11 protein-coding genes are annotated in these 13,311 nt (G+C 65.0%); 7 read left to right on the top strand and 4 right to left on the bottom strand.

Features of this window, described 5'->3' with window-relative positions:
• Positions 1-14: 14 nt before the first annotated feature.
• Positions 15-1,187 (bottom strand): 4-hydroxybenzoate 3-monooxygenase, encoded by a 1,173-nt coding sequence (gene pobA / locus I6F09_RS15040; protein WP_225188399.1) that lies wholly within the window; start codon positions 1,185-1,187, stop codon positions 15-17.
• 50 nt (positions 1,188-1,237) lie between these two features.
• Here pobA and I6F09_RS15035 point away from each other — a divergent pair, with 50 nt between their 5' ends.
• Together I6F09_RS15035 and I6F09_RS15030 are read left to right on the top strand one after the other, a co-directional pair.
• On the top strand, positions 1,238-2,143 hold the full coding sequence (locus I6F09_RS15035) for a helix-turn-helix domain-containing protein (RefSeq protein ID WP_109145101.1): 906 nt from the start codon (positions 1,238-1,240) through the stop codon (positions 2,141-2,143).
• A gap of 345 nt (positions 2,144-2,488) precedes the next feature.
• Entirely contained in the window at positions 2,489-3,100 is a 612-nt protein-coding gene (locus I6F09_RS15030) for an NYN domain-containing protein (RefSeq protein ID WP_085969121.1), read from the top strand.
• A 23-nt stretch (positions 3,101-3,123) separates the two neighbouring features.
• On the opposite strand, the gene pcaG is transcribed toward I6F09_RS15030, so the two are convergent.
• Together pcaG and pcaH are read right to left on the bottom strand one after the other, a co-directional pair.
• Entirely contained in the window at positions 3,124-3,750 is a 627-nt protein-coding gene (gene pcaG, locus I6F09_RS15025) for a protocatechuate 3,4-dioxygenase subunit alpha (RefSeq protein ID WP_225188398.1), read from the bottom strand.
• A 5-nt stretch (positions 3,751-3,755) separates the two neighbouring features.
• Positions 3,756-4,544, bottom strand: coding sequence for a protocatechuate 3,4-dioxygenase subunit beta (pcaH, locus tag I6F09_RS15020; protein WP_225142416.1), 789 nt, complete (start codon positions 4,542-4,544; stop codon positions 3,756-3,758).
• Positions 4,545-4,634: 90 nt separating this feature from the next.
• On the opposite strand from pcaH, the gene I6F09_RS15015 reads away from it, so the two are divergent.
• The 3 genes from I6F09_RS15015 (at position 4,635) to I6F09_RS15005 (ending at position 8,610) form a co-directional block, all read left to right on the top strand.
• Positions 4,635-5,564 carry a LysR family transcriptional regulator gene (locus tag I6F09_RS15015; RefSeq protein ID WP_036026598.1) on the top strand — a complete coding sequence of 310 codons (930 nt, stop codon included), beginning with the start codon at positions 4,635-4,637 and terminating at the stop codon, positions 5,562-5,564.
• 99 nt (positions 5,565-5,663) lie between these two features.
• Positions 5,664-6,968, top strand: a complete 1,305-nt coding sequence (gene pncB / locus I6F09_RS15010; RefSeq protein WP_036011351.1) for a nicotinate phosphoribosyltransferase — start codon at positions 5,664-5,666, stop codon at positions 6,966-6,968.
• A gap of 328 nt (positions 6,969-7,296) precedes the next feature.
• Positions 7,297-8,610, top strand: coding sequence for a GGDEF domain-containing protein (locus I6F09_RS15005; RefSeq protein ID WP_225139044.1), 1,314 nt, complete (start codon positions 7,297-7,299; stop codon positions 8,608-8,610).
• A gap of 8 nt (positions 8,611-8,618) precedes the next feature.
• Here the strand turns inward: I6F09_RS15005 and I6F09_RS15000 are convergent, their stop codons facing one another.
• Positions 8,619-9,239, bottom strand: a complete 621-nt coding sequence (locus tag I6F09_RS15000) for a TetR/AcrR family transcriptional regulator (RefSeq protein WP_193375193.1) — start codon at positions 9,237-9,239, stop codon at positions 8,619-8,621.
• A 51-nt stretch (positions 9,240-9,290) separates the two neighbouring features.
• On the opposite strand from I6F09_RS15000, the gene I6F09_RS37705 reads away from it, so the two are divergent.
• Both I6F09_RS37705 and I6F09_RS14995 read left to right on the top strand, forming a co-directional pair.
• On the top strand, positions 9,291-9,557 hold the full coding sequence (locus I6F09_RS37705; RefSeq protein WP_074448103.1) for a hypothetical protein: 267 nt from the start codon (positions 9,291-9,293) through the stop codon (positions 9,555-9,557).
• A gap of 342 nt (positions 9,558-9,899) precedes the next feature.
• A complete protein-coding gene (locus I6F09_RS14995; RefSeq protein WP_225142413.1) occupies positions 9,900-13,304 on the top strand; it encodes an acyl-[ACP]--phospholipid O-acyltransferase in 3,405 nt (1,134 codons plus the stop codon).
• Positions 13,305-13,311 lie beyond the last annotated feature (7 nt).

Raw genomic sequence — 13,311 nt, 5'->3', positions numbered from 1 at the left:
GAGGGTTAGATCGCCTAAAACGGCAGCCCCGTATAATTCTCCGCAAGCAGACGCTGCGCCGTCTCGGACGAGAGCAGGTAGTCGAGCTCCGTCTGCTGCAGACGATCCTCATATTCGATCCGGTCGGGGAAGCGGTGCAGCATCATCGTCATCCACCAGGAGAAGCGTTGTGCCTTCCAGATTCGCGCAAGCGCCTTGGCGGAATAGCCCTTGAGACCGGCATCGTCGCCGCTCTGATAATGCGCGAGCAGCGCGTGATAGAGATAGTAGATGTCGGACGCCGCGCTGTTCAATCCGCGCGCGCCGGTCGGCGGCACGATGTGCGCGGCATCGCCGGCGAGGAACAGGCGGCCATAGCTCATCGGCTCGGCGACGAAGCTGCGCAAGGGCGCGATGCTCTTCTCGATCGACGGACCCGTGATCAGACGGCCGGCGACCTCGTCCGGCAGGCGGCGCTTCAGCTCGGCCCAGAACGCGTCGTCGCTCCAATCCTCCACCTTGTCGGTCAAAGGCACCTGGATATAGTAGCGGCTCAGCACCTGCGAGCGCAGCGAGCACAGCGCAAAGCCGCGCTCGTGCTTCACGTAGATCAGCTCGGGCGATACCGGTTTCGTGCGCGACAGCACGCCGAGCCAGCCGAACGGATAGACCTTCTCATATTCGCGCAGCACGTCCTTCGGGATCGACTTGCGGCTGACGCCATGGAAGCCGTCGGCGCCGACGATGTAGTCGCAATCGACGCGGAGCGTCTGCCCGTTCGAGCGATACGTCACATAGGGCCGATCCGACGTCAGATCGTGCGGCGTGACGTCCTCGGCATTGTGCACGACCTTGCCGCCGATCCGGTCGCGTGCCTCGTAGAGGTCGCGCGTCAGCTCGGTCTGGCCGTAGACCAGGACCGAATTGCCGCCGGAATGCTTGTGCAGGTCGATGTGGGAGAGCACGCCGTCATGGGCGATCTCGAACCCGTTGTGGATCTCGCCCTCGCGGTCCATCCGCTCGCCGCATTGCGCTTCGCGCATCAGCTTCGCAAAGCCGTGCTCGAGCACGCCGGCGCGGATCCGTGCCAGCACGTGGCCGCGGCTGTATTTCTCCAGCACGATGGTGTCGATGCCCTTGAGGTGCAGGAGCTGGGATAGCAGTAGCCCGGACGGCCCGCCGCCGATGATACAGACCTGAACTTTCATTTTTGCGTCCTCCCGTCGGCATTTTTTTGCATACGTTAAGGCGCAAGCCGATGGAGGGTTTCGCCTTTGTCTTGTACTATTCGAACATGAGAAGCGCGGCCCCCGCCCCGGCCATCCGGGTCTACAATCTGTTCGGCGAGTCCGGCGATCTGCCCGATGTCGTGCATTGCGAGACGATCGCCTCGCGTTCGGTGCTGCACGACTGGACGCTGGCCGTGCACCGCCATGCCCGGCTGCACCAGGTGCTGCTGATTGAGCGCGGAGGCGGCGAGGCGACGCTCGATGGGCGCGTGGTGCCGCTGAGGCCGATGCAGATCGTCAACGTGCCGGTCGGCCACGTCCACGGCTTCCGCTTCGAGCCCGACACGCAAGGCTGGGTGTTGACCATCGCCGCGGAGATCCTCGACGAAGCGCTGCTCGCCGCCGAGGGCCTGCGCGGTGCGCTGTCGCGGTCGGCGGTGGTGCGCGGCACGCCGCAGATCCGCGCCACGATGAAGCAGATTTTCGCCGAGCACGCCGCGCGCGACTTCGGCCGTGCGCATGTGCTCCGCGCCTTGTCGTCGGCCATGATCGGGCTCGTGGCCCGCGCGCTCACGGGCGAGAGCGGCGGCAACGGCACCGCGGAAAGCGGGTTGTTCCGCCGCTTCGAGGCGCTGCTGGAGCAGCATCATCTGGAGCGCTGGAGCGTCGCCGACTATGCCGAGGCGCTGTCGGTGACACCGACGCATCTCAACCGGATCACGCGGGCGGCGACCGGCGACACCGCCTCGCATCTGATCCTCAACCGCCTGATCCGGGAGGCGCGGCGCAACCTCGTCTACACCAACCTGCCGGTCTCGACCATCGCCTACGCCCTCGGCTTCGAGGACCCCGCCTATTTCAGCCGGGTCTACGCCGCCGCCACGGGGGTCTCACCGCGCGCCTTTCGCGCCCGGCTCCATGGCGGCGAAGGCTGAACCACCGGACAAAGGATCAGGGCACGTCTGATCGACGCGCCCCGGATCCGCGATGTCTCTCGTTGCCACTTACCTTCGTATATAGCGCCCCATCCTTTGGATAGAGGCGCTTTACCTCCGTACAATTGAGCGGGACACGCCCTCGCCCTAGCGTCACAGCATTCGGCGCCCTGGCGCTGGTGGCATGGAACCTCCCTAACCTCGGCGCAAGGCGGCCACCCCTGTCCGGTCGTCTGCGCCGCCTTTTCAGCAAAGCCATCGGCGCCTTCAGTTATTCCCGCCGATACGCCGCGCCATTTCGGCTGGACGGTCGGCTTTCGTGCCGAACCTGGGGAGTTGTGCATAATGTCTTCGCTTGGGAAGAGCGCGCTCTTTATCGACGGCTCCAATTTCCATGCCACCGCCAAGGCGCTCGGCTTCGAGATCGACTACAGACGCCTGCTCAGTGAATTTCAAAGCCGAGCTACGCTGTTACGGGCCTTCTACTACACGACCATCATCGAGGATCAGGAATATTCGTCGATCCGCCCCTTGATCGATTGGCTCGACTACAACGGCTTCACCGTCGTCACCAAACTCGCCAAGGAGTTCGTCGACCCCGCTACCGGCCGCCGCAAGGTGAAGGGCAGCATGGATGTGGACCTCGCCGTAAGCGCGATGGAGCTTGCCCGGCACGTCGATCAGATCGTGTTGTGCTCGGGCGATGGGGATTTCCGTTCGCTGGTCGAAGCCTTGCAACGCCGCGGCGTCCGCGTGACTGTCGTCTCCACGCTCTCCACTCAGCCGCCCATGATCGCCGACGACCTGCGCCGGCAGGCAGACATATTCATCGATCTGGTGGAGTTGAAACCAAAAGTGGGGCGCGATCCACCCGATCGACCGGTATCGCGCGAAATGCGGCAGCCACCGCAATTCCTCGCGCGCGGAACGATCAGGCGCGACGACCGGGTGGAATGATCGAAGGACGCCGGCCCGACACCTCACACGTCGAAGAACACCGTCTCCTCCGGCCCCTGCAGATTGATCGTGAAGGAATACACGACCTTGCCGGCGCGCTCGCTGCGGGATGCGATCAATGTCTTGCGGCGCACCGGCTGCTCGATCAGGTTGAGCACGGGATCGGCGGCGTTGGCCGCCTCTTCGTCCGAGAAATAGAGCCGCGTGTTGAGGCCGATATTGATGCCGCGCGCGACGATCCAGACGTTGACGTGCGGCGCGCATTTGCGCCCCGTCCTGTCGGTGATCGCACCCGGCTTGATGGTCTCGAAAGTGACGAGGCCGCTGTCGAAGTCGGAGCCGGCGCGGCCCCAGCCGCGAAACTCGTCATCCGGCGCGCCGGCGGAGCGATCGGCGGGGTGGTTGTAGCGGCCGGCCGCATTCGCCTGCCAGATCTCCAGCAGCACGTCGCGCAGCGGCGTGCCGGTGCCGTCGAGCACCTTGCCCTCCAGCGTGATGCGCTCGCCTTTGGTGTTCGGGCTCACCAGCACGTTGGAGAAGTTCTTCTCGAAGATGTCGAAGCCGGCCATGGCCGGGATCAGGCCGATATGTACGTAGGGCCCGGCGGTCTGCGAGGCGGTTTCCTTGAGATAATTGAGCGGTTGCGGCATGGGCGTTAGTTCCCCGCGGTGCGATTTTCGAAATAGGTGGAGCGCTGGCCGCGCAGCACGATGTCGAAGCGGTAGGCGAGCGAGTCGAACGGCGTCGAGGCGTTGAGGTCGAGCGGCGCCACGAGGCGGTCGAGCGCGTCCTTGTCCGGGATCGTCGTCAGGATCGGGCAGACCGGGATCAGCGGATCGCCTTCGAAATACATCTGCGTGATCAGCCGCTGCGCAAAGCCCGAGCCGAACACCGAGAAGTGGATATGGGCGGGGCGCCAGCTGTTGACGTAGTTGCGCCAGGGATAGGGGCCCGGCTTCACGGTGCGGAAGTAATAGTAGCCGGTGTCGTCGGTGAGCGCGCGGCCGCAACCGCCGAAATTCGGATCGATCGGCGCCAGATAGGTGTCCTTCTTGTGCCGGTAGCGGCCGCCGGCATTGGCCTGCCAGAACTCGACCAGCGTGTTCGGAACGCCCCGGCCGGTCTCGTCCAGCACGCGGCCGTGGACGATGATGCGCTCGCCGACGGGATCGCCGTCCTTGGCGTAGTTGCGGATCAAATCATTGTCGAGCGGGCCGAGATCGTTGTGGCCGAACACCGGCCCCGTGATCTCCGAGATCGAGTTCTCCAAGGACAGCAGCGACTGGCGCGGCGAGCGCAGCACCGAGGACTTGTAGCCTGGCGCATGCGCCGGCGGATGCATCGCGCGGTCGCGCTGGAAGAAGCCGCCGTCGCCGAGCGGCGGCGTGAAGGGCTCGGGACGGTTGAGGCGGGGATCCCGCAAGGCTGGCGCCTGGGCATTCATCGGCGTTGTCTCTCCCTGGGAGCCCGGGGTCGGGCGGCTTATCGGGAGAGCATGAGCCAGCCTATTCTCAAGATAAATAGATGAATTATAATGAATTGCATGAAGGAAATCGATCATTTGGCCCTCGACGGCCACGCCCTCGAGCTGTTCCTGGCGGTGCTGGAGGAAGGCTCGGTGACGGCGGCAGCGACGCGGCTCGGCCTCACCCAGTCTGCCGTCAGCCACGGGTTGAACAAGCTGCGGCGGATCGCCGGCGATCCGCTGTTCGCCAAGTCCGGCCGTGGCATCGTTGCGACGGCCCATGCGCAGGCACTGGCCGGCAAGGCACGCGCGCTGATCGACGAGATGCGCAGCTTCGCCGGGGGCGTCAGCTTTGAGCCACCCCGCGCACAGCTGTCGTTGACGATCGCGGCCAACGATTTCCAGCGCGACCTGCTGCTGCCGCGGTTCTTCGATCACGTCGCCGCACAAGTGAAGGGCCTGAATTTGCGCGTGATCCCCTCGCAATCGCCCTCGCCCGCGATGCTGCGCGAAAACCGCTGCGACCTCCTGATCACGCCGCTGCCGCCGTCCGGCGTCGACATCGTGCAGAAGCGGCTGCTGAGGGATCACTACGTCTGCTACTACGATCCCAAAGCGCGCGCCGCGCCGGCCAGCCGCAGCGCTTATCTCGCGGCGCGTCACATCACCGTGGTCTATACCGACAATGAGCGGCTCGACTTCGACCGCCGGCTGGCAGCGAACGGGCTCCACCGCGACATCGCGATCTCCGTGCCGAGCTTCTCCGGCGTGCCGTCGTTCCTGCGCGGCTCACAGATGCTGGCGAGCATGCCGAGCCTGCTCGCGTCCGGCGTAATGCGTGGCTTTACGCAAACACCGATCCCGCTGGCGTCGCGCACGAAGACCCTGGCCGAGCTGCCGATGTTCATGGTCTGGCACCAGCGCTACCAGAAGGACCCGGCCCACCGCTGGGTCAGGAGCCAACTCGAGGCCGTCGCGGCGACGGCCGCCACGTTCTGACCTGCCGTTCTCATGCCCTGATAGCAGGCGCCGCGCTCCGCAAGACTGCCCTTCCCAAACCCACTGGTTGCGCAGGGGGAGCCGCGCTAAAATCCTCCCATGACAGTGACTGACATTGCGAACCGGACCTACAATCACAGCTGGCGGCTGGATCCCATTATCCGCAGCCTGCTCGATACCGACTTCTACAAACTATTGATGTTGCAGATGATTCGGGAGGATTACCCGAGTCAGAATGTGACCTTCTCGGTCATCAACCGCTCGCGCCATGTGCGCCTTGCCGAGATCATCGACGAGGGCGAGCTGCGCGCCCAGCTCGACCATGCCCGCACCATCCGCTTCACCAAGAAGGAGCTGATCTGGCTGGCCGGCAACACCTTCTACGGCAAGACCCATATGTTCTCGGCGGATTTCATCCGCTGGCTGGCGGAATTCCGCCTTCCCGAATACGAGCTGCGCAAGGTCGAGGGCCAGTACGAGCTGCATTTTCACGGGCCCTGGACCCACACCACGATGTGGGAGATTCCGGCGCTTGCGATCCTCAACGAGCTGCGTTCGCGTGCGGCCATGAAGGGCCGCGGCCGCTTCGAGCTCGACGTGCTCTACGCCCGCGCCAAGGCCAAGTTGTGGACCAAGGTCGAACGGCTGCGCCAGCTCGAGAACCTGCGGCTCTCCGACTTCGGCACGCGTCGCCGCCACGGCTTCCTCTGGCAGCGCTGGTGCGTCGAGGCGGTGAAGGAAGGCCTCGGCCCCTCCTTCATCGGCACCTCCAACGTGCTTCTCGCGATGGACAACGATCTCGAAGCCATCGGCACCAACGCGCACGAGCTGCCGATGGTGGCCGCCGCGCTCGCCAGAGACGACGAGGAATTGCGCTGGGCGCCCTACCGCATTCTCGACCAGTGGCGTCAGACTTACGGCGGCAACCTCCTGATCGCGCTGCCCGACGCCTTCGGTACCAGGACCTTCCTCCGCGATGCACCGGAATGGGTCGCCGATTGGACCGGCTTCCGCCCCGACAGCGCGCCGCCGATCCAGGCTGGGGAGGAAATCATCGCCTGGTGGCAGAAGCAGGGTCGCAACCCCAAGGACAAGCTGCTCGTCTTCTCCGACGCGATGGACGTCGGCTCGATCGAGGACACCTATCGCCACTTCGCAGGGCGCGTGCGGCTCTCCTTTGGCTGGGGCACCAACCTCACCAACGATTTCGTCGGCTGCACGCCGGACGGCTCGATCAGCCTCGATCCGATCTCGCTGGTCTGCAAGGTCTCATCAGTCGACGGCCGTCCGGCCGTCAAGCTCTCCGACAATCCGGAGAAGGCGACCGGCCTGCCCTCGGAAATCGAGCGTTATCTGCGCGTGTTCGGCGACGCCGGTCGCGTACGCAAGCCGGTGCTGGTGTAGGACACACGTCCACGGAGAGCGTGTAGCGCCCGTCCGCCGCTACGTCGTCATTGCGAAGAGCTCTTGCGACGAAGCAATCCAGAATGATGCCGCGGAGGCAGGCTGGATTGCTTCGCTGCGCTCGCAATGACAAGGCATTGGTTCGCGATATCACATCAGCTCCGATTTCGCGGCATTTGAAACGATCTGCGCGCATCCACGTCACATTACCTTCACCCTCCGTCACAATCCCTCGCACTTTTCAGGTCCAGTTAAGCAACCATCTCGTCTACTTTGCGTTGCAGGCGCAACGCCCCTGCCGGGCGCGTCGATCGACTTGGGGACTGGTGTGTTTCGCAGAACAGCGGCGTCGGCGGAGGGCGGCAACCTCCTTCACGTCATCAAGCTCGTCTCGCCTTTCGTGATGGTCGTCGTGCTGCAGGCGGCGATCGCCGGATTCAGTCTCGAGGTGATGTCGTCGGTCCGCGCCTATGTCGCCGGCGAAGCACTCTGGTCGCGCTCGCAGAAGAACGCGGTCTACTTCCTCAATCTCTATCTGCATTCGGGCGAACCGAGCCAGTTCGCGCAATATCAGGCTTCACTCGCCGTCCCCATCGGCGACGAGTTCGCACGCTGGGCGCTGGAACGCGATCCGGTCGACGTCGAGGCCGCCCGCGTCGGCTTTCTGCAAGGCGGCAACCATCCCGATGACGTCCCGGGACTGATCTGGCTGTTTCGCTATTTCAATCGCGTCAGCTTCCTCCAGGACGCGATCAGGGAATGGGCCGCCACCGATCCCATGCTGCTGGAGCTCAGCGTGTTCGGCGAGGTCATCCGATCCGAGCTGAAGAAAGGTCCCATTCAGGACGACGACCGCCTGCAATTCCTGTCGTCGCGGCTATCGGAGCTCAATGCCCAGTTCACGGTGCACGCCAAGCAATTCTCCACCGTCCTCGGCGAAGGATCCCGGGCGATCAAGCTGACGCTGACGGGCATCAACATCATCACGGCTGCGGCGCTGATCCTGCTCCTGATCTGGCATACGCGGCGCCTGGTGCGGCAACGGCAGACCTTCGAAGACGCCTTGCATGCCGAGAAGGAGCGCCTGGCCTGGCAGGCATCGCATGATTGGTTGACCGGCCTCTCCAACCGCCGCGCCTTCGAGGCGCGCCTGCAAGCCGAACTGGACAATGCCGCGGCGGGTGCGCTCGCCCTCATCCTGCTCGACCTCGACCAGTTCAAGAGCGTCAACGACAGTTGCGGCCACCTCGCCGGCGACCGCCTGCTCTGCCAGGTCTCGCGCCTGCTGCAGCAGGACCGGCATGCGCATGATCTGGTGGCCCGGCTCGGCGGCGACGAATTCGGCCTGATCCTGCCGCGATGCTCGCCCTTCGATGCCGTCGACATCGCCGAGCGTCTGCGCCGGTCGCTGGAGCTGTTCAATTTCGCCTGGGACGACCGTTGCTTTGCCGTGACCGCCAGCATCGGCGTCGCCTGCATCGCCGACGGCAACATCACGCTCGAGGATGCGATGCGACGCGCGGATGCGGCCTGCTACCGCGCCAAGGAAAAGGGCCGCAACCGCGTTCAGGTCGAGAACGGGCGATCGGACGTTGTCGTCGTTGCGCCACGCCCGCGCGAAGCGGTCGCTGCACGAGGGTAATGGCATCGTCACCGCAGGGGCAGAATTCCAAGTCCTGCGAGATGGGTGTCGACGAATTGTTCGATCTGCTGGCGCAGCATCTGCGACGGCACGGCCACCATGCGCTCCTCGAGGCCGAGCGAGATGATGCCATGCACGGCGGAAAACAGCGTGCGCGACAGCAGCGCAATCTTCACGTCGTCCGCATCCGGCAATAGCCGCACCAGGGGCGGATGCATCAGCGCGAACGCATCCATCACCATCTGGAGGATGTCGTCCGGATAGGGGCGATCGTCCTCCATCCGATGCTCGAACAGGGAACGCAGCAAATTGGCGTGCGCGGCGAAGAAGTCGAGATAAGTCTCGGCGAGCCCATAAAGCTGGCGGACCGGATCCTCGGCGGGAACAGCACGGAGCCGGGCCGTGAGCGCCTGAACCGTTTCCCGGTTCACCGTCAGAATGACCCCGTCGAAGTCGCCAAACTCGTTATAGACGCTGCCGACCGAGCAGCCGGCCGCCTCGGCAACATCCCGAACCTTCAATGATCTCAGCCCCTTAGCTGAGATGATGCCGCGGGCAATTTCGACGATCTGGAGCCGGCGCCGAAATTTTTTCTGGTCGCGCGGCGATTCTTCTTGAACATTGTTCATTTTCAAGCTACTCATGTGAACATTGTTCAATCTAACCCGGAGACCTGGAAAATGCAAACCCTTGCTGTCGATATCGCCACCACCTTCGTCGATGACGCCGCCGCCCTCGTCGCCGGCTTTGGCCGGGCCCTGCTGCGGCTGGCCATGGCCCCGGTCAATCGCATCGCCAACGCCTGCGACGTTGCCGGTGTGCTCGCCGAACGCCGGGCGACTCTTCGGATGTGGCGGGCGAGCCGTGCCCGTGCCCGTCACGAGGGCCGCCGGTTCAGCCTGCTCGGCCGCTTCTCGCCGTTTCGCCACCTCGCCCATCTCACCTGAGGCGCGCACGCGGGTCGGCTCGAATGCAAGCGCCGGCTGCAAGGATGGACTTAACCATGTCCGGACGGGCGTGGCCGATCCGGCGGATTTCGACGATGCGGTTCAGTCTTTCCTTCATCGCCCGGCGCCATATCCGGGCGAGCGAGGCCGCTCCGCCCGGCCTCGACCGGATATTTGCGAACCTAACGATGCCGATTGGAGACCAACAGGATCGGAGGAACCGAGGGGACAGAGCAGGCCAGCAACTTCGTTGCCGCGCAATCGTTCGCCCTATGCTTCCGGTCGTGACGTTTCACAGACAACGTAACAACCTCAGTCTGCCTTGCCAAAACAGGACCAGTCATGATCAGGGAATTGATGTCGTCACGCCGCTTTGCGCCGCTGTTCTGGGCGCAATTCTTCTCGGCGCTCAATGACAACGTGCTCAAGAATGCGCTCGTCATCATCCTGCTCTACAGCGCGGCAACGAGCCACGGCGATGCGCTGGTGACGGTGGCAGGCGCCGTCTTCATCTTCCCCTACTTCATCCTGTCCGGGCTCGGCGGCCAGCTCGCCGACAAATACGTCAAATCCGTCGTCGCAAGGCGGCTCAAATTCGTCGAGATCTTTGCAGCTTGCTTCGCCGCTGCCGGCTTCTTCCTGCATTCGGTGCCGCTCTTGTTCGCAGCGCTCGCGCTGTTCGGCACCATCGCCGCGCTGTTCGGCCCGGTGAAATACGCGATGCTGCCGGACCAGCTCGAGCTCGGCGAACTCGCGACCGGCAACGCGCTGGTCGAAGGCGCGACCTTCATGGCGATCCTGCTCGGCACCGTCGCCGGCGGCCAGTTCGTCGCCGGCTCCGCGCATATGGGCTGGGTCGCATCCGCCGTGGTCGTGCTGGCCGTGTTGTCCTGGGCGTTCGCGTCCCGCATTCCGCAGACGACGCCCTCCGCGCCTGAGCTGCCCATCGACGCCAATCCCTGGACCTCGACGGTGAGCCTGCTCAGGACGCTTCGTGCCGACCATCGCCTCTGGGACGGCACCGTGATCGTCTCCTGGTTCTGGCTGGTCGGCGCCATCGTGCTGTCGCTGCTGCCGGCGCTGATCAAGGACGTCGTCGGCGGCACCGAGGGCGTCGTGACGCTGTGCCTTGCCATCTTCGCGATCGGCATCGCGATCGGCTCGCTGTTTGCCGCCAGCCTCAGCCACGTTCGCCCGAACCTCGCGCTGGTGCCGATCGGCGCCATCATCATGGGCTTTGCCGGCCTCGATCTCGCCTGGGCCATCGGCGTCACCGCAAAGGGGCACGAGATCACCGCGCTCGGCTTCGCGACTTCGTTCGGTGGCCTGCGCATGCTGGCCGACTTCGTCGCCTTCGCCTTCGGCGGCGGCCTGTTCGTCGTTCCGTCCTTTGCCGCGGTCCAGGCCTGGTCGCAACCTTCCGAGCGCGCCCGCATCATCGCCGCCGGCAACGTGCTGCAGGCCGCCTTCATGGTGGTCGGCTCGCTGTTCGTCGCGCTGTTGCAGGCGGCAGGTCTGCATATCGGCTGGATCTTCTTCGGCCTCGGCGTCGCCAGCTTCGGCGCGGTGTGGTTCGTGCTGACCAAGTGGGGCAAGGAAGGCGTGCGCGATGCTGGCGGGCTTCTGTTCCGCGCCCTGTTCCGTACCGAGGTGCGCGGGCTGGAAAACCTGCCGCCTCCCGGCACGCGCATGCTGATCGCGCCGAACCATGTCAGCCTGATCGACGGCCCGCTGCTGCACGCCGTGCTGCCGATCGACGCGAGCTTTGCGGTCGACACCGGCATCGCCAAGGCCTGGTGGGCCAAGCCGTTCCTGCGCGCGATCAAGCACTACACTATGGACCCGACCAAGCCGCTGGCTGCGCGCGACCTGATCAAGCTGGTGGCGGCGGGCGAGCCTGTCGTGATCTTCCCTGAGGGACGCATCACCGTCTCCGGCTCGCTGATGAAGGTGTATGACGGCACCGCGATGATCGCGGACAAGGCCGACGCCGTGGTCGTGCCGGTCCGGATCGAAGGTGCGCAGCGCTCCTATCTCAGCTATCTCAACTCCAGCCAGATCAAGCGGTCCTGGTTTCCGCGCGTGACGGTGACGATCCTACCGCCGGTCAAGCTTCCGGTCGACGAAACGCTGAAGGGCAAGGCCCGCCGCAACGCCGCCGGCGCCGCGCTGCAGGACGTCATGATCGACGCCCTCGTCAAGAACGCCATGCTCGATCACACGCTGTTCGAAGCCCTCGGACACGCCTATCGCGACCGCGACACCGGCAAGGTCATCATCGAGGACGCGCTCGGCACCAAGCTGACTTATCGCAAGCTGATCCTCGGCGCGCAGGTCCTGAGCCGCAAGCTCGAGAACGGCACCGCAACCGGCGAGAATGTCGGCGTGCTGCTGCCGAACTCCGCGGGCGTCGCCGTCGTCTTCATGGCGCTGCAGAACAGCGGCCGGGTGCCGGCGATGCTCAATTTCTCGGCCGGTCCGGTCAACGTGCTCGCCGCCATGAAGGCCGCGCAGGTCAAGACCGTGCTGACGTCGAAGGCCTTCATCGAGAAAGGCAAGCTCGACAAGCTGATGACTGCGATCTCCGCGGAGGCACGCGTCGTCTATCTCGAGGACGTCCGCGCCTCGATCGGCATCGCCGACAAGATCAAGGGCCTGCTCGCGGGCACGACGCCGCGCGTGCCCCGCCAGGCCAACGATCCCGCCGTCGTGCTGTTCACGTCGGGCTCGGAAGGTACGCCCAAGGGCGTGGTGCTGTCCCACCGCAACATCCTCGCCAACGCGGCGCAGGCGCTGGCGCGGGTCGATGCCAATGCCAACGACAAGGTGTTCAACGTGTTGCCGGTGTTCCACTCGTTTGGACTCACGGGCGGAATGATGATGCCGATGCTGGCGGGCATTCCGATCTACATGTATCCCTCGCCGCTGCACTACCGGATCGTGCCCGAGCTGATCTACCAGACCGGCGCTACGATCCTGTTCGGCACGGATACGTTCCTGACCGGCTATGCGCGCTCGGCGCACGCTTACGACTTCCGCACCCTGCGCCTCGTCATCGCCGGCGCCGAGGCGGTCAAGGACCGCACGCGGCAGGTCTTCATGGAGCGCTACGGCATTCGCATCCTCGAAGGCTATGGCGTCACCGAGACGGCGCCGGTGCTGGCGATGAACACGCCGATGGCCAACCGCCCCGGCACCGTCGGCCGTCTCTCGCCGCTGATGGAAAGCCGCCTCGATCCGGTCCCCGGCATTGAGGAAGGCGGACGCCTCTCGGTGCGCGGCCCGAACGTGATGCTCGGCTACCTCAGGGCCGAAAATCCCGGCGTGCTCGAAAAGCTCCCCGACGGCTGGCACGACACCGGCGACATCGTTTCGATCGACCCGGCCGGCTTCATCACCATCAAGGGCCGCGCCAAGCGCTTTGCCAAGATCGCGGGCGAAATGGTCTCGCTGTCGGCGGTCGAAGCCATCGCGGCGGCGCTATGGCCGCAGGCGGCATCCGTCGCCGTGTCGATCCCCGACCAGCGCAAGGGCGAGCGCATCGTGCTGCTGACGACCGAGAAGAATGCCGAGCGCAGCGCGATGCAGGCCCAGGCCAAGGCGATCGGCGCCTCCGAGCTGACCGTGCCCGCTGCGATCATGGTGGTCGACAAGGTGCCGCTGCTCGGCACCGGCAAGACCGACTATGTCACGGCCACGACGATGGCCCGCGAGCAGGGATCCCCGCCCGAGCGCGAGGTGGCGTAAGAGGTTG

The organism is Bradyrhizobium sp. IC3195, from assembly GCF_020193585.1.
GTDB classification, from domain to species: domain Bacteria; phylum Pseudomonadota; class Alphaproteobacteria; order Rhizobiales; family Xanthobacteraceae; genus Bradyrhizobium; species Bradyrhizobium yuanmingense.
Note: the sequence above shows the minus strand (reverse complement) of the source record. Positions and strands in the feature narration are given on the sequence as shown.